This window comes from Companilactobacillus ginsenosidimutans (genome assembly GCF_001050475.1).
In the GTDB taxonomy this organism is placed as follows: Bacteria; Bacillota; Bacilli; order Lactobacillales; family Lactobacillaceae; genus Companilactobacillus; species Companilactobacillus ginsenosidimutans.
Genome location: NZ_CP012034.1, coordinates 926,372 through 941,822, shown reverse-complemented (window position 1 = coordinate 941,822; position 15,451 = coordinate 926,372). Strand labels below are relative to the sequence as shown.

Below are 15,451 nucleotides of genomic sequence, written 5' to 3'. Positions count from 1 at the left end.
TCGTTTGGGACTGTGTGATAGTTTGTGCTAGTATAAAAAATGTACTAAAAATTTTTGGGGTAGGATTCAAAGCGTTAAGTGCTGGTGGAACGGAATGTGAACACCGGACAAAGGGGATGTCCCCGCGGTTTTGTTTCCGCATTCGCCACATATATAGTTAATTGCCATATTCTAGTTATATTTTGTGGCAGCTCCGTTGGGAGATGTCAAAATGAACAGAAGTAAAGGAAGCAGTACAGCAATAGGTGTTCACGAATTAACGTGGATGGCATTGTTGATAGCGTTTGAGATGGTGTTGAGTAAGTTTTCACCTGGTACCAACATTCTGAAGGTAAGTTTCACATTTATCGCCATTGGATTGATGGGGTATTACTTCGGACCGTATAAGGCAGCAATTGCCAATGCAGTCGCAGATTTAATTGGTAACACAGTATTTGCCACTGGGGGAACTTATTTCTACGGATTCACGCTTTCAGCAATCATCACCGGTTTGATTTATGGATATTTGCTACATAATCGAAAGGTGACCGTGCTAAATGTATTTCTTGCAGTATTTTTAGTTACTGTGGTTGTTAACACTTTAATGAACACATTATGGGTCAGCATTTTGGCCAGTGCGCCATACAACGTGATGCTGATGACAAGGTTGCCAAAAGAAGCAATCGAATTAGTTTATCAAACAGGACTTCTATACATTATCCTTAAATGGATAAGCAAATCGCGATTCAACAAAATAGGTCATTAGGGCCTATTTTTTTTGCGTGAAACACTTGTGGTAGAATACCTTTATTGAGGAATGATAAAATTATGAAAATATTAGCTTTTGATACATCAAATAAGCCATTAACAGTTGCTGTGGTCGAGGATGGTAAAGTTTTAGCTCGAATGGATTCGACTGAAATGAAAACTCACAGTGTATCGTTATTGCCAGACATTCAAGAATCACTAGCAAAATCAAATTTGGATATCAACGATATAGACAAAATTGCCGTCGCCGACGGGCCTGGTTCATATACTGGAGTTAGAATTGCAGTCACAGTCGCAAAAACGCTTGCTTTCACACTCGATAAGCCATTAGTTGGAATTTCAAGTTTACGTTTGTTAGCTGCCAATGGTGCGGAAGGTGATTTAGTCGTTGCAGTTGAGGATGCCAGAAATGACAACGCATTTGCCGGAGCTTACATCAAAAAGTCAGGTGAGGTTGTCGACGTAATTCCTGATCAACATATTGCAATGGATGATTTATTCGACTTGGTCAAAAACTATGATCAAGAAAATATGCAATTTGTTAATGTCAGCGACCATTTGGCAGAATTAATCAAGCAACGTTTTCCAAAAGCCAATATTTTGATGACCAAAGAAAGCCTGCCAGATGCGGTTAAATTAGCTGATTCGGCAGTAAATGAACCACCAGTCAAGGATGTTAACGCATTTGTACCAACTTACCTCAGATTGACACAAGCAGAACATGACTGGATTAAAAAGGGACACAAGGAAGACGGTAATATTTCTTATGTGGAAGAAATTTAAACAGGCCGTATGGCCAAAAGATGAGACCGAAAAGTACCCATTTGAAAATAAATATGTCACCATTAACGATCACGAATTGCTCCTACGCAAAGCGATTCCCGATGACCTAGAAGATCTCATGAACATACAAGAACAAATATACGGATCACCAGCACCTTGGACATCAGACATTTTTCTCCAAGAAATAAGGAATCGGAGTGCGCTTTATTTGGTGCTGTCAGACGTCGACAAAGTCGTAGCCTTCATCGGTTTGGCTATGAACATGGGCAAAGAATCGCATATTACCAATTTTGCGATTTCACCAGATCACCAAAAATTCGGGTTGGGACATTTATTATTAAATCAGGTAATCGATTTTAGTCGTAAATACGATTACAATCGAGTTTCATTGGAAGTAGATATTACCAATGATGCTGCGATTGATTTGTATGAAGCATTTGGGTTTGAGACTAGACTCGTGCATAAAAAATACTATTATAGAAATCACCACGATGCTTTAGAAATGGTGGTTGAGTTGTGAGGGAATTATTTTGAAAAAAGATACATTAATATTATCTTTTGAAAGTAGCTGTGATGAGACTAGTGTCGCTGTTATCAAAAACGGTAAAGAGATATTATCTAACATCATTGCAACACAAATAAAGAGTCATCAACGTTTTGGTGGAGTCGTTCCAGAAGTTGCCAGCAGACACCACGTTGAAGAAGTGACCCAATGTATTCAAATGGCAATGGATGAAGCAGAAGTCACATATGATGACTTAGATGCCGTTGCAGTAACATATGGGCCAGGATTAGTAGGGTCACTGCTAATCGGTATTATGGCAGCAAAGACAGTTGCATTCGCTCATGACTTGCCATTGATCAAGTCCAATCACTTGGCTGGACATATTTATTCAGCTAATTTCGTAACAAATCTCCAATACCCATTCATGGCTTTATTGGTGTCCGGTGGACATACAGAAATCGTCTATGTCAAAGCGCCAGGTGAGTTTGAAACTCTCGGTGACACAAGAGACGACGCTGTCGGTGAAGCCTATGACAAAATAGGTCGTGTTTTAGGAATAAATTATCCTGCTGGAAAAGAAGTTGACCGTCTAGCTGGAATTGGCAAAGACACGTTCAATTTTCCACGAGCCATGGTTCAAGAAGATAACCTGGACTTCAGTTTCAGTGGCTTGAAGAGTGCATTCATCAATACAGTTCACCACGCAGACCAAGTTCACGAAGATTTGAATAAAGAAGATTTAGCAGCTAGTTTCCAAGCCTCCGTGCTAGATATTTTGGCTAATAAAACTTTCAGAGCAATCAAAACCCATCCAGTTAAGCAATTAATCGTTGCCGGTGGGGTTGCCGCTAATCAAGGACTACGCAAACGATTGGCAGACGAAATTGCTAAGAGAAATGACAACATCGAATTAGTATTTCCACCACTAAGATTATGTGGTGATAATGCAGCTATGATTGGTGCCATCGCCCAAATTCAATATGATAAAAAAGATTTTGCTGACTTGAAAGTCAATGCAGATCCAAGTTTAGATTTCTAAAAAAAAGCTGATATAGGACATTTTTGAAATGTTTCTATATCAGCTTTTTTTGATTAATTGTTAATCGGACATTCACGTTGGAAGTTAGGATAAGTTATTATCATTTGAGGATAGGTTGTAATATTATTTGAATATTTACGTTAATCTAATATTAAATTGAAAAAGAGGAGAATTACATGAATTTGGTATAATGCGAAATATCTGAGGGAAAATTATCTATGATTAACGGTGGACGAGAGAGTTTAGGCAGATGTATAGTAAATTCATACTGGCATGCAGCTGAAGGTGCTGCTACTGGATACGGATTATCAGGAAATGTATACGTTGCCCTTGGAGGAGCGTTAGCGAATCAACTAAGAACCGTTGGTAAGGATTGTAAATAATAATTTTAGTGGGCGCGATGGAGGATAACAATGAAATTTAATAATAAATTCTACAAAGACGGTAATTTCATATTGTCATTATTTCTAATATTGATTTTATTGACCGATTTACTTAATACAGACTTTTTCGGTATGACTTTTACTTTTAGCACTTTGAATATCATCATTTGGACTTTATTAATCATTGCTAGCTTTCTTCGATCCATTTTGAAGAAAGTCAGTAAGTAATCAGTAAAAGCGTGAAAATCATTTAAGAACAAATTAAAAAGCAGATCAACGATATTGTTGGTCTGCTTTTACTTTATTGCATATCTTCTAGCTCCATAGACTTCTCAGTCCAGGCATCTTCTAATTCACTTTGTTTAGCTTTATTTTCTTCAAGTTCTTTCTGCAAATCACCAAGTTTGGTATAAGAAGTAAGGTTCTCATCTTTAGTCATTTCAACTTGAATAGCCTTATTCTTTTCATCCAATTCTGAAATTTGCTTTTCCAGATCATCAACTTCACGTTGTAGCTTACGTTGAGCTTTCTGCTGCTCCTTGGACTGTTGGTATTGTTCTTTCTTCTCACTGACATTGCTTTCGCCAGATTGAGTAGAACTATCACTATCTTCAGATTCAGTAGTTTTCTCAAGATAATAATCGTAGTCACCAAGATAAACTTTGCTACCAGAAGGACTAATCTCAACAATCCTATCAGCTAGTGTATTCAGTAAATATCGATCATGAGAGACAAACAACACTGTTCCGGCGAATTCCTTCAGGGCATCTTCCAGAACTTCCTTACTATCGATGTCCAAATGGTTAGTTGGCTCATCCATGATTAAAAAGTTGTTATGTTCCATCGAGAGTTTGGTTAGTGTCAGTCTGGCTTTTTCACCGCCGGAAAGGCCTGCAACAGGTTTTAGAACATCATCACCACTGAACAGGAATGAACCTAGAATGTTGCGAATAATTTGTTCATCAAGCAGGGGATGTCTGTCCCAGATTTCATGTAGAACGTCTTTTTTAGGATCCAAATCCTTCAAATCCTGATCATAGTAACCAGTTTGGACATTGGCACCAAACTGATAAGTTCCGGCAAGTAGCGGTGTCTTGTTAAGAATAGTTTTTAACAAGGTTGATTTACCGATACCGTTTGGTCCGATAATACCAACACGTTCTCCTTTTTTAACGTCAAGATTGATTGGTGAGGACATGACTTCATCCTTCGAATATCCAATAGCAGCATCTGAAATCAATAGAACGTCGTTTCCACTTTCCTTGTCAATTTGGAAGGAGAAGTGGGCTGAACCTTGGTCACTACCTGGCTTTTCGAGCACATCCATTTTCTCTAACTTCTTACGACGACTCTGAGCCATCTTAGTCGTTGAAGCACGGACGATGTTCTTTTGAATGTATTCCTCAGTTTTCTTGATTTCAGCTTGTTGTTCTTCATAGTGTTTCCAGGCAACACTTTGATTCTTTTTCTTTTCTTGAAGATAGAATGTGTAATTTCCTGAGTAGTGGGTCGCAGAATGTTGATTAATTTCTTCAATTTCTGTAGCAACCTTATCAAGAAAATATTGATCATGGGATACAATTACTAATGCTCCACGATAATTTTTTAAATATCCTTCGAGCCATTCAACTGTATCAATATCCAAATGGTTAGTTGGCTCATCAAGCAAAAGTATGTCGTGATGTTCCAAAAGCATCTTCGCCATTGCCAATCTAGAACGTTCACCACCAGATAGGGTGGATACTTTAGCATCCCAGACATCCTCTTCAAATCCGAATCCTTTCAGTACACTGCGGATTTCTGATTGATAGCCGTAACCATTTTCTTGACGGAAAGTATTTTGCAATTGATCGTATTGTTTCAATAGCTGATCGTAGTCACTGACTGTGTTATCAGCTAATTTCAATTCAAGAGCGTGCATTTGTTTTTCTTGTTTTTTAAGGTAATCAAAGACACCTTCTAACTCATCAAAAATCTGATTATCAGAATTCAATCCAGAATCCTGAGCTAAATATCCGATGTTTGTATCTTTTTTAAGAGAAATATTTCCCGAGTTGTAACTTTCTTGATCTGACAAAATTTTGAGCAAAGTTGACTTGCCGACACCGTTTCTTCCGACTAGACCAATTCTGCTGTTATCTTGAACTTCAAAACTTACATTGCTAAAAAGTTTCTTTGTTCCAAAATTTTTTGTAATATTTTGGGCTTGTAATAATATCAATTTATAACTCCTTTACGTATTCACAAATTATACTATGAATTTTGTCGTTTTCATGGCTTTTTGAAGTAAATTATTGCTTTTTTCACAATGGTTATCTATTATAGTAAATAGTGAAAACACGCACATGGTGGTGGATTATGACAAAAACAACAGTTCCAAACGCAACTATTAAAAGATTACCTATATATTATAGGTATTTCCAATTTCTAAAAGATGAAGGTACTCAAAAGATTTCATCTGGTGAATTGTCTGACGGTATCAAAATCGATAGCGCTACAATTCGTCGTGACTTTTCATACTTGGGTGCACTCGGTAAACGTGGATATGGTTATGACGTTAATGAGTTAGTCGCATTCTTCAAGAAATTACTTAACCAAGACAAGCGTACTAACGTAGCGCTAGTTGGTGTAGGTAACTTGGGTAATGCACTCTTGAATTATAACTTCTCAAGAACTAATAACGTTCGTATCGCCGCAGCTTTTGATATCGACAAGTCAATCGTCGGTACAGTTAAGAGCGGTGTTCCCGTTTATGACATTAGTGAAATCAAAGAACAATTGAGTCTACAACAAATCGATGTAGTTATTTTAACAGTTTCTTCTAATGCAGCACAAACTACCGCAGATGAACTTGCTAAAGCAGGTGTTCGAGGAATCTTGAACTTTACACCGGTTATTATTAATGTGCCTAGCTCAATTCGTGTACATTACGTTGATTTGGCCAATGAGTTACAAACATTGATCTTCTTCTTAGATCGTGATCGTGACGCAAAAGACGCCGAATAATTCAATTTATTTTTTTGGGGGATATTGTATATGAGTGAACCATTATTTTTAAAACCTGTATTCCATGAAAAAATTTGGGGAGGTCGAAAACTAGAATCATTTGGTTATGACCTACCTGAAGGTAAAATTGGTGAATGCTGGGCAATTTCTGGTCATCCACATGGTCGTTCTCAAGTTGAGAATGGTCAATTCGCTGGTCAATACGTAGATGATCTCTGGAAGAACAATAAAGAATTGTTTGGCAATCCAAAGGGTGAAGTATTTCCACTTCTCACAAAAATTTTGGATGCGGAAGATAACTTATCCGTTCAGGTTCATCCTGACAATGAATATGCTGAAAAGCATGAACATGAATTAGGAAAAACCGAATGCTGGTATATTATTGATGCCGAACCAGGATCATATTTAATTTATGGTCACAACGCTAAAAATAAAGCTGAATTGGATAAGATGATTGAATCAGGCGACTGGGATGACTTGTTACGCAAGGTTCCAGTTAAGACTGGGGATTTCTTCTATGTACCAAGTGGCACTGTGCATGCGTTGAATACTGGCATTATGGCGCTTGAAACGCAACAAAGCAGTGATACAACCTATCGTTTGTATGATTATGATCGTGTCCAAAAGAGCACGGGTAAGACTCGTGAACTTCATATAAAGCAGTCTGAGGATACAATCACTGTTCCACATAAGGATCCAGAATTGAATATTGTAAAGCGTGAAGAGGGTAAAAATAAGTTTACAACTTATGTTCAACCACCTATCTCACCATATTTTGCAGTATATCGCTGGCAAATTGCTGAACCAGCAGTCTTTAATCATGAAATAGGTAAGTATACTTTAGTTTCAGTTATTGACGGAAGTGGACTTCTTACAATTGATGGAAATGACTACAAACTGGAGAAGGGCTATCATTTAATTATACCTGCTACAGTCGATCAATGGACAATTGATGGCGATCTGGATATAATTGCCTCAGAGTCTGGTGAAGAATAAGATAATTAATTTATATTTTGGCACAATTTCCTATATCGGGAAAATTGGGCCTTTTTATATGCTCAAAATCTATCTATACCAATTGTTGTTTTCGGAAATTAGTAATTCATTTTTCATTATATAAACGAAATAATAGTCCGTTATTTTGGGTATTTATTTTTTACAGAAATGTTTCAAAATTGTTAAAAATGATTTTAAATCGGGCAAAAATTGCTGTCTTTTTTGTCAAAAAATGATATTATGAAAAGGTTCACAAGAAGGGTGAGCTTAGGTAAAACGATTTTTGCATTATGACAAGTTGTTCATATTTGAACACAATATTTTTTTCAAGCTAAAGAAAACGCTTAAATTAATTTGAAAAATATTTTGTGAAAATAGATTTGATATTTGGCTCATTTCTATTTGTTTTCACATTGAAAGTTGTTGTAAGCAATTGTTTTGTCTTTTCAGCGTACTGATCTTTTGTGTTACAGAATTAGGCATTGTCGTAGTGACCTGATTTTGAATATGGGGGAACAATATGTCAGCCATTTTTTTAGTGGTAGCGGTTTAACTTATTTCATTATGAATTTTATCTAAATAGAATTTTTAGTGGAATGTGGAGCGCTAAACGCTTAGAAACGTGGTATTTTAGTTATGGTTGTTTATCGACTATAACAAAATAAATAGGAGGTAAAAGAATGGTAAGTATTGTCATTGCTAGTCACGGTAAACTTGCTGACGGTATTAAGCAATCTGGATCAATGATCTTTGGTGAACAAGAAGACGTTCAATCAGTTACATTGATGCCAGACATGGGCCCAGATGACTTGAAGAAGAAATTGCTTGATGCAATTGCTACTTTTTCAAATCAAGACGAAGTATTGTTCCTTGTAGACCTATGGGGTGGAACTCCATTCAACCAAGTTAATGGGTTGTTTGAAGAACACAAGGACAAATGGGCTATCGTAGCGGGATTAAATCTACCAATGCTCATTGAAGCTTACGCTTCAAGATTATCTATGGATAGTGCACATGAAATTGCTGCACATATCTTGGAAACAGCCAAAGATGGGGTAAAGGTTCGTCCTGAATCACTTGAGCCTGAAGAAAGTAAAGCTGCTCCTGCAGCTGCAGCTCCAAAAGAAGAAAATGGTGGTCAACCTGGTACATTCAACTATGTTCTTGCCAGAATTGATTCACGTTTACTTCACGGACAAGTTGCCACAGCTTGGACTAAGACAACTAATCCAACACGTATCATTGTTGTATCAGATGCTGTTGCAAAAGATGATTTGCGTAAGAAATTGATTCAACAAGCAGCACCAGCTGGTGTTCACGCACACGTTGTCCCAATTGACCAAATGATCAAAATTGCAAAAGATGATAAGCACTTTGGTGGACAAAGAGCACTCTTGCTTTTTGAAACACCTGAAGATGCCCTTCGTGCCATCGAGGGTGGAGTTCCTTTGAAGGAATTGAACATCGGTTCAATGGCCCATTCAGAAGGAAAAGTTCAACCCAACAAAGTATTGGCATTTAGCCAAGAAGATATCGACACATTTGGCAAGTTAAAGGATCTTGGTGTTGAATTTGATGTTCGTAAAGTTCCTACAGACGGAAAAGACAACATGCAATCCATCCTTAACAAAGCACAAGCCGAATTAGATAAGAAAAACAAGTAATATTTAGTGGGTATGTATTTTTATAAAAAACGGAGGATTAATACTAATGCAATTAAACGTGATTCAAATAATATTAGTCGTTCTTGTATCATTCCTAGCCGGTATGGAAGGTATTTTGGATGAATTCCACTTCCACCAACCAGTTATCGCATGTACATTAATCGGACTAGTAACTGGCCATTTGGTTCCTTGCCTAATTTTAGGTGGTACATTACAAATGGTTGCACTTGGTTGGGCAAATATTGGTGCCGCTGTTGCACCTGATGTTGCCTTAGCTTCAGTTGCTTCATCAATTATCTTAGTACTTGGTGGGGACTTCACTTCAAAGGGTATTAACTCAGCTTATGCTGTTGCTATTCCTTTGGCTGTTGCTGGTTTACTATTAACTATCTTAGTACGTACTATTTCTACTGCTATTGTTCATATTATGGATAGAGCAGCTGAGCAAGGTAATTTCAGAAAAATTGAATTGTGGCAATACATCGCTATCTGTTTACAAGGTTTGCGTATCGCCATTCCCGCAGCATTAATTCTTGCAGTTGGTGCTGGCCCTGTAAGAGCTATGTTAACTTCAATGCCTAAGATGCTTACTGATGGTTTAGCTATCGGTGGTGGTATGGTTGTTGCTGTTGGTTATGCCATGGTTATCAACATGATGGCTTCTCGTGAAGTTTGGCCATTCTTTGCTATTGGTTTCGTTTTAGCTGCAATCGACAAATTAACACTAATTGGTCTTGGTGCAATTGGTTTAGCACTTGCACTTATCTACCTTAAACTCGAGAAGAGCGGTGGTTCAGGCTCAAGTAACGGTGGGTCCGGAAGTTCAAATACCGGAGATCCAGTCGGTGATATCATAGATGACTACTAAAATGGAGGAAGAATAACAATGGCTGATCAAGTAAGATTATCAAAAAGAGATCGTTTGTCCGTTTGGTGGCGTTCAACCTTCATTCAAGGTTCATGGAACTACGAACGTATGCAAAACGGTGGTTGGGCTTATTCATTAATCCCAGCTTTGAAAAAATTATATACAACTAAGGAAGACCGTGCCGCTGCATTAAAGCGTCACTTGGAATTCTTTAACTGTCACCCTTACATGGCTTCACCTATCTTAGGTGTAACTATGGCGTTAGAGGAAGATCGTGCTAATGGAGCCCCTGTTGATGACGTTGCCATCCAAGGTGTTAAAGTTGGTATGATGGGTCCTTTGGCTGGTATTGGTGATCCTGTGTTCTGGTTTACTGTAAAACCTATTATTGGTGCCGTAGCTGCTTCATTAGCTATTGCTGGTAATATCATGGGACCAATCCTTTACTTCGTCGCATGGAATGCTATCAGAATGGCATTTATGTGGTGGTCACAAGAATTCGGATACAAAGCCGGTTCAAAGATCACTGAAGATTTATCAGGTGGTTTGTTACAAGATGTTACTAAAGGTGCTTCCATTCTAGGTATGTTTATCTTAGGAGCATTGATTGATCGGTGGGTTGTCGTTAAGTTCACGCCGGTTGTTTCAACAACAAAACTTCAAAAAGGTGCGTTCATTGATTGGGCTAACCTGCCAAATGGACTTTCCGGAGTTAAAGAAGCATTGATTCAACAATCACAAGGTCTTTCATTAACAGCTTCAAAAGTTACAACATTGCAAGATAACTTGGATCTATTGATTCCAGGACTTGCTGGATTACTATTAACATTCTTATGTATGTGGTTATTAAGAAAGAAAGTTTCACCAATCGTTCAAATTCTTGGACTATTCGTAATTGGTGTTGGATTCCACTACATTGGTCTTATGTAATAAATTCGTTAACAAATCAGATGAACTCTTTGGAGTTCATCTTTTTTTGTATATAATGTAGGTAAATTAGAAATGAGTATTTAAGGACGGAATATAAATGGTTAAATCTTTAAACAAGACGTCAGAATTAGTAATAGCCGGAAACTCACATATAGGATTGACAACTTACGGAAAAATCATGGTAGGTGACAAAGCCTTCGAATTTTACAATGACCGTGATAAAAAGGATTTTATTCAGATTCCATGGGACCAAGTAGACTACGTAGTAGCTTCAATCATGTTTGGTGGTAAATGGATTCCAAGATATGCCCTCAAAACAAAGAAGAACGGAATGTTTACTTTCTCTTCAAAAGACCCTAAGCGTGTCTTAAGAGCTATCAGAGAACATATTCCAGCTGACAAGATAGTTAAATCATTAACCTTCTGGCAAGTCGTAAAACGAGGATTAACGACTAAACCGGCTATATTTGACCGTAAGAAAAAGAAATAACAAAAAAGCATTAGTTCTGAAAACTCAGAACTAATGCTTTTAATTTTGGAATCCTGCAAACCAATTTCTCTTTGAACCTGAGTTAGCATTAACCTCACTCAGTATATCAAGCAAGTCACTTAACTGTTTAGGCATTTGGAAATTGTGATTTCGAACATATGCGCCAACTTGTTTTCGCAAGTCAGTAGAATTTTTAAATCGTTTTTGATAAGTAACTTTCTGATTAAGGTCACCAAGTAATAAATTCAATTTATCATCACTAGAAATTTCAGGATCATCTAAACATTCATTTGTAAGTTGTAATATTTTTTCAGCAGCATCTTTATTATATTTCATTATTGACTCCCAACTGATTATTTAAGCAATGCTAAGTCCGAAAACTATCGCATTCATAAGAATGTGACTGGCTGCACTGACGTAAATATTCTTTGAACGGTAATAAACAAAGCAGAACCAAGCTCCCATGATTAAATAAATAAGGAAACGCGTATCTTGATGCATCATAGCGAACAGCAGTGACGAAATAGCAGTAGCCCAATAAATATTTGTAGGCTTGATAAGGTTAGCAAAGAATACGCGCCTAAAAATAATTTCTTCCATAATTGGTGCACAAATTAACATGTAAACCAGATAATATGGATAACCCTTTGCGGTAGTAAGCAGGGTAGCAGTATTTTGCGAAGCAGTAGTCATATGAAGCCAGTTCTGTTCGACAAAGCCAAGACCAATTTGGATCAGAATGGCACCAAGAGTACCAATCAAAGTCCAAGTAATAGCTCGACGCGACTCAAACTTACTACTTTCAATATCATTTTTTCCATTAATATGCACTAAATAAATCATAATGCCTGTAACAACGATTGCGGCAGTAGTAATAATTCCAAAATAGGGATGTCCAGAAAGCCGCATAATGGAGAGCATTGTGCTAACAAACATAAGAGCAATGTAATCTAAAATCGTAACAAGCTGATTAGTAGAGTTTTTCATGTAAAATCCTCGAATCTTAAATTCAAGCTACCAAAGTAGTAAAATTAGTAGCAAGCAATGTGTACATTATACCGTATTAAAGAAGGATTCGAAGATGAAAACAAATAAAGCCGAGGAACTGTTAACCATAATCAACCAAGATATAGAATTAGACATCAGCAACGAAGAAAAAGGTTATCTAGAAACAGCCAAGAACCAGCTAATAAAAAAAGAGTACCTACCAAAAATAACTTCACAATTAAGAACAAGTTTAACACCCATAGCAATGAGAAAAGAATTGTCTAAACCACTATCAGATCTATATCTAAAATTAGTTAGTCAAGAATTTCAAAGCCGAGGATTCGGTGGCGGCTTAGGAGTAATATTCGGACAGATATAATTAATTAAAATATCGAACAAACAATAAAGTTGAAAGCAAAAATGTTTTCAACTTTTTTATTTGTATTTAGTGGCTGTAATTAATTCAAACAAACCAAATAGCATAAACTATTACCAAAAATTTTCAGACAAAGACCGCTTGTAAAAGAGTTTAATGGATCACCAGATGGAGGAATGAAATCGATTTGGGCTAAATGGCCAAATTATTCTTAGTCGAGTGGTTTTCTCGGCTTAGAATAAAGCACAGTTTGAAGACTTTTCGTACTTTGAAAAGGCTCCAAATGCGCTGGCCATGTTCCAGCCCAAAAATCGATTTCATTCCGGAATCGGAAGTGAACATCCAAAAACTAATTTTACGAAGCAAATCTTTTCAGAAAAACCAGCTCTTTTTAGGGGGAAATACTTGCATGTTCTGAAGAAAATGTTAATATAAAAGTTGTGATTAGCACAAGGAATGTTCGAGTGCTAAATAATATAAAATTAAAAATTCATCGGAGGGATATAAATTGTTAAAACCACTTGGAGACAGAATCGTTGTAACAGTCGATAAAGAAGAAGAGAAGACAGTTGGTGGAATCGTGTTGGCCAACAACGCCAAAGAAAAGCCACAAACTGCAGAAGTAGTTGCCGCAGGTCCTGGTGCAGTTTCACCAGAAGGTAAGACAATCGCAATGTCAGTTAAAACTGGAGACAAGGTTCTCTTTGATAAGTATGCTGGCTCAGAAGTTAAGTATGATGACAAAGATTACCTAATCCTTCACGAAAAAGATATTATGGCAATCGTTGAATAATTAATCAGGCAAATTAACAGACAATTTATCAAATTAAATGGAGTGTGAAATTTAAATGGCTAAAGAAATTAAATTTTCAGAAGATGCACGTTCTAAAATGCTAGAAGGTGTTAACAAACTTGCTAACACAGTTAAAACTACAATCGGACCTAAGGGTCGTAACGTTGTTCTTGAAAAGAGCTATGGCTCACCTGAGATTACAAATGATGGTGTAACTATTGCTAAGAGTATTGAACTTGAAGATCACTTCGAAAACATGGGTGCAAAGCTTGTTTCTGAAGTTGCTTCAAAGACAAACGATATCGCTGGTGATGGTACTACAACTGCTACAGTTTTGGCACAATCAATCATTGCTGAAGGTATGAAGAACGTTACTGCTGGTGCTAACCCTGTTGGTATCAGAACTGGTATCGAACAAGCTACAAAAGCCGCTGTTGATGAACTACACAAGATTTCTCACAAGGTTTCAGGTAAGAAAGATATTGCTCAAGTAGCTTCAGTTTCTTCAGCTAGTGAAGAAGTTGGTGGATTAATCGCTGACGCCATGGAAAAAGTCGGTAACGATGGTGTTATCACAATTGAAGAATCAAAAGGTATTGATACAACACTTGATGTTGTTGAAGGTATGCAATTCGATCGTGGATACATTTCACAATACATGGTTACTGATAACGACAAGATGGAAGCTGATTTAGACAATCCTTACATCTTGATTACTGACAAGAAGATTTCTAACATTCAAGATATCTTGCCATTACTACAACAAATCGTTCAACAAGGTAAAGCTTTGTTAATCATCGCTGATGATATTGACGGTGAAGCATTACCAACACTTGTCTTGAACAAGATTCGTGGAACATTCAACGTTGTTGCTGTTAAGGCACCTGGTTTTGGTGATCGTCGTAAAGCTCAACTTGAAGATATTGCTACATTAACTGGTGCACAAGTTATCACATCAGACCTTGGTCTTGAATTAAAAGATACAACAATGGACCAATTAGGTACTGCAGGTAAAGTTACAGTTACAAAAGACAACACAACTATTGTTGAAGGTGCTGGAGACAAAGATGCCATCAACGAACGTGTTGAAACAATCAAGAAACAAATCGCTGAAACAACATCAGACTTCGATAAAGAAAAGTTACAAGAACGTTTAGCTAAATTAGCCGGTGGTGTTGCCGTTGTTAAAGTCGGTGCCGCTACTGAAACAGAATTAAAAGAACGTAAATACAGAATTGAAGATGCTCTAAACGCCACACGTGCAGCTGTTGAAGAAGGTTACGTTGCTGGTGGTGGTACAGCACTTATTGATATTCTTGATGCCGTTAAAGCTGTTAAGGCTGAAGGCGATGTACAAACAGGTATCAACATTGTTGTCAGAGCACTTGAAGAACCTGTACGTCAAATTGCTGAAAATGCTGGTCTTGAAGGTTCAGTTATCGTTGAACACTTGAAGGGTCAAGATAAAGAAATTGGTTTCAACGCTGCAACAGATAAGTGGGAAAACATGGTCGACGCAGGTATCATCGATCCTACTAAAGTTACACGTTCAGCATTACAAAATGCTGCCAGTGTTGCCGCATTGTTATTAACAACAGAAGCTGTTGTTGCTGACAAGCCAGATCCAAAAGGTGACGCACAACCAGCTGCCGGAGCAAATCCTGCCGCAGGCATGGGCGGAATGATGTAATCACTCCCCATACAATAACCCCGACAAACTTGTATGATGAGATATAAGTTAGTTCGGATACTAGAAATGAGAAACAAATAGAGACAAATACCGAATAAAGAAGTGAGAACAAATAAGTTCTCACTTCTTTTTTTGTTGACCTTGTACTTGTAAGTAGTTCACAATATTAAGTATTACAAATGTAGGGGATCATT

General features: G+C 37.3%; 18 protein-coding genes and 1 riboswitch. Of the genes, 15 read left to right on the top strand and 3 right to left on the bottom strand.

The window, feature by feature from the left end:
- Window positions 1–53: 53 nt before the first annotated feature.
- Window positions 54–150: riboswitch (THF riboswitch) on the top strand.
- A gap of 61 nt (window positions 151–211) precedes the next feature.
- The 6 genes from ABM34_RS04990 to ABM34_RS04970 all read left to right on the top strand — a co-directional run bounded on the left by ABM34_RS04990 (window position 212) and on the right by ABM34_RS04970 (window position 3,685).
- Window positions 212–745 (top strand): folate family ECF transporter S component, encoded by a 534-nt coding sequence (locus ABM34_RS04990; RefSeq protein ID WP_048703940.1) that lies wholly within the window; start codon window positions 212–214, stop codon window positions 743–745.
- 62 nt (window positions 746–807) lie between these two features.
- Window positions 808–1,530 carry a tRNA (adenosine(37)-N6)-threonylcarbamoyltransferase complex dimerization subunit type 1 TsaB gene (gene tsaB / locus ABM34_RS04985; RefSeq protein ID WP_048703938.1) on the top strand — a complete coding sequence of 241 codons (723 nt, stop codon included), beginning with the start codon at window positions 808–810 and terminating at the stop codon, window positions 1,528–1,530.
- Window positions 1,514–2,050 (top strand): ribosomal protein S18-alanine N-acetyltransferase, encoded by a 537-nt coding sequence (gene rimI, locus ABM34_RS04980; RefSeq protein WP_048703936.1) that lies wholly within the window; start codon window positions 1,514–1,516, stop codon window positions 2,048–2,050. Before tsaB ends, rimI begins: the two co-directional genes overlap by 17 nt.
- Before the next feature lie 10 nt (window positions 2,051–2,060).
- Window positions 2,061–3,074 carry a tRNA (adenosine(37)-N6)-threonylcarbamoyltransferase complex transferase subunit TsaD gene (tsaD, locus tag ABM34_RS04975; RefSeq protein ID WP_048703934.1) on the top strand — a complete coding sequence of 338 codons (1,014 nt, stop codon included), beginning with the start codon at window positions 2,061–2,063 and terminating at the stop codon, window positions 3,072–3,074.
- Window positions 3,075–3,292: 218 nt separating this feature from the next.
- The gene (locus ABM34_RS13170) at window positions 3,293–3,457 is read left to right on the top strand and encodes a hypothetical protein (RefSeq protein WP_157023222.1); all 165 of its coding nucleotides are present in this window, start codon (window positions 3,293–3,295) and stop codon (window positions 3,455–3,457) included.
- A 30-nt stretch (window positions 3,458–3,487) separates the two neighbouring features.
- A complete protein-coding gene (locus ABM34_RS04970) occupies window positions 3,488–3,685 on the top strand; it encodes a hypothetical protein (protein ID WP_048703932.1) in 198 nt (65 codons plus the stop codon).
- 73 nt (window positions 3,686–3,758) lie between these two features.
- Here ABM34_RS04970 and ABM34_RS04965 read toward each other — a convergent pair whose 3' ends face one another.
- Window positions 3,759–5,678 (bottom strand): ABC-F family ATP-binding cassette domain-containing protein, encoded by a 1,920-nt coding sequence (locus ABM34_RS04965; protein ID WP_048703929.1) that lies wholly within the window; start codon window positions 5,676–5,678, stop codon window positions 3,759–3,761.
- A gap of 137 nt (window positions 5,679–5,815) precedes the next feature.
- On the opposite strand from ABM34_RS04965, the gene ABM34_RS04960 reads away from it, so the two are divergent.
- From ABM34_RS04960 to ABM34_RS04935, 6 genes are all read left to right on the top strand, one after another.
- Window positions 5,816–6,463 (top strand): redox-sensing transcriptional repressor Rex, encoded by a 648-nt coding sequence (locus ABM34_RS04960; protein ID WP_048703927.1) that lies wholly within the window; start codon window positions 5,816–5,818, stop codon window positions 6,461–6,463.
- 30 nt (window positions 6,464–6,493) lie between these two features.
- Window positions 6,494–7,459 carry a mannose-6-phosphate isomerase, class I gene (gene manA / locus ABM34_RS04955; protein WP_048703926.1) on the top strand — a complete coding sequence of 322 codons (966 nt, stop codon included), beginning with the start codon at window positions 6,494–6,496 and terminating at the stop codon, window positions 7,457–7,459.
- Between the two features lie 680 nt (window positions 7,460–8,139).
- The gene (locus ABM34_RS04950; protein ID WP_048703925.1) at window positions 8,140–9,123 is read left to right on the top strand and encodes a PTS sugar transporter subunit IIB; all 984 of its coding nucleotides are present in this window, start codon (window positions 8,140–8,142) and stop codon (window positions 9,121–9,123) included.
- 46 nt (window positions 9,124–9,169) lie between these two features.
- On the top strand, window positions 9,170–9,991 hold the full coding sequence (locus tag ABM34_RS04945) for a PTS mannose/fructose/sorbose transporter subunit IIC (RefSeq protein WP_048703923.1): 822 nt from the start codon (window positions 9,170–9,172) through the stop codon (window positions 9,989–9,991).
- 18 nt (window positions 9,992–10,009) lie between these two features.
- Window positions 10,010–10,921 carry a PTS system mannose/fructose/sorbose family transporter subunit IID gene (locus ABM34_RS04940; RefSeq protein ID WP_048703922.1) on the top strand — a complete coding sequence of 304 codons (912 nt, stop codon included), beginning with the start codon at window positions 10,010–10,012 and terminating at the stop codon, window positions 10,919–10,921.
- Between the two features lie 97 nt (window positions 10,922–11,018).
- A complete protein-coding gene (locus ABM34_RS04935; protein ID WP_048703920.1) occupies window positions 11,019–11,411 on the top strand; it encodes a DUF956 family protein in 393 nt (130 codons plus the stop codon).
- Between the two features lie 39 nt (window positions 11,412–11,450).
- On the opposite strand, the gene ABM34_RS04930 is transcribed toward ABM34_RS04935, so the two are convergent.
- Both ABM34_RS04930 and ABM34_RS04925 read right to left on the bottom strand, forming a co-directional pair.
- Window positions 11,451–11,747: a hypothetical protein gene (locus tag ABM34_RS04930; protein WP_048703917.1), complete on the bottom strand. Its 297-nt coding sequence runs from the start codon at window positions 11,745–11,747 to the stop codon at window positions 11,451–11,453.
- Window positions 11,748–11,768: 21 nt separating this feature from the next.
- Window positions 11,769–12,398: a CPBP family intramembrane glutamic endopeptidase gene (locus tag ABM34_RS04925; RefSeq protein ID WP_048703915.1), complete on the bottom strand. Its 630-nt coding sequence runs from the start codon at window positions 12,396–12,398 to the stop codon at window positions 11,769–11,771.
- Window positions 12,399–12,492: 94 nt separating this feature from the next.
- Here ABM34_RS04925 and ABM34_RS04920 point away from each other — a divergent pair, with 94 nt between their 5' ends.
- The 3 genes from ABM34_RS04920 (at window position 12,493) to groL (ending at window position 15,257) form a co-directional block, all read left to right on the top strand.
- Window positions 12,493–12,777, top strand: a complete 285-nt coding sequence (locus ABM34_RS04920) for a bacteriocin immunity family protein (RefSeq protein ID WP_048703913.1) — start codon at window positions 12,493–12,495, stop codon at window positions 12,775–12,777.
- A gap of 505 nt (window positions 12,778–13,282) precedes the next feature.
- Complete coding sequence (gene groES / locus ABM34_RS04915) at window positions 13,283–13,567, top strand: co-chaperone GroES (protein WP_048703911.1); 285 nt, start codon at window positions 13,283–13,285, stop codon at window positions 13,565–13,567.
- Between the two features lie 55 nt (window positions 13,568–13,622).
- Window positions 13,623–15,257 carry a chaperonin GroEL gene (gene groL / locus ABM34_RS04910; protein WP_048703910.1) on the top strand — a complete coding sequence of 545 codons (1,635 nt, stop codon included), beginning with the start codon at window positions 13,623–13,625 and terminating at the stop codon, window positions 15,255–15,257.
- Window positions 15,258–15,451 lie beyond the last annotated feature (194 nt).

Excerpts from the sequence above, each read along its gene's own strand:
- tsaB (WP_048703938.1), top strand. The coding sequence starts at position 808 with ATGAAAATATTAGCTTTTGATACATCAAATAAGCCATTAACAGTTGCT.
- ABM34_RS04960 (WP_048703927.1), top strand. The coding sequence starts at position 5,816 with ATGACAAAAACAACAGTTCCAAACGCAACTATTAAAAGATTACCTATA.
- ABM34_RS13170 (WP_157023222.1), top strand. The coding sequence starts at position 3,293 with ATGATTAACGGTGGACGAGAGAGTTTAGGCAGATGTATAGTAAATTCA.
- ABM34_RS04930 (WP_048703917.1), bottom strand. The coding sequence starts at position 11,747 with ATGAAATATAATAAAGATGCTGCTGAAAAAATATTACAACTTACAAAT.
- ABM34_RS04945 (WP_048703923.1), top strand. The coding sequence starts at position 9,170 with ATGCAATTAAACGTGATTCAAATAATATTAGTCGTTCTTGTATCATTC.
- ABM34_RS04935 (WP_048703920.1), top strand. The coding sequence starts at position 11,019 with ATGGTTAAATCTTTAAACAAGACGTCAGAATTAGTAATAGCCGGAAAC.
- rimI (WP_048703936.1), top strand. The coding sequence starts at position 1,514 with ATGTGGAAGAAATTTAAACAGGCCGTATGGCCAAAAGATGAGACCGAA.
- ABM34_RS04925 (WP_048703915.1), bottom strand. The coding sequence starts at position 12,398 with ATGAAAAACTCTACTAATCAGCTTGTTACGATTTTAGATTACATTGCT.
- ABM34_RS04990 (WP_048703940.1), top strand. The coding sequence starts at position 212 with ATGAACAGAAGTAAAGGAAGCAGTACAGCAATAGGTGTTCACGAATTA.
- ABM34_RS04950 (WP_048703925.1), top strand. The coding sequence starts at position 8,140 with ATGGTAAGTATTGTCATTGCTAGTCACGGTAAACTTGCTGACGGTATT.
- ABM34_RS04970 (WP_048703932.1), top strand. The coding sequence starts at position 3,488 with ATGAAATTTAATAATAAATTCTACAAAGACGGTAATTTCATATTGTCA.
- ABM34_RS04940 (WP_048703922.1), top strand. The coding sequence starts at position 10,010 with ATGGCTGATCAAGTAAGATTATCAAAAAGAGATCGTTTGTCCGTTTGG.
- manA (WP_048703926.1), top strand. The coding sequence starts at position 6,494 with ATGAGTGAACCATTATTTTTAAAACCTGTATTCCATGAAAAAATTTGG.
- ABM34_RS04920 (WP_048703913.1), top strand. The coding sequence starts at position 12,493 with ATGAAAACAAATAAAGCCGAGGAACTGTTAACCATAATCAACCAAGAT.
- groL (WP_048703910.1), top strand. The coding sequence starts at position 13,623 with ATGGCTAAAGAAATTAAATTTTCAGAAGATGCACGTTCTAAAATGCTA.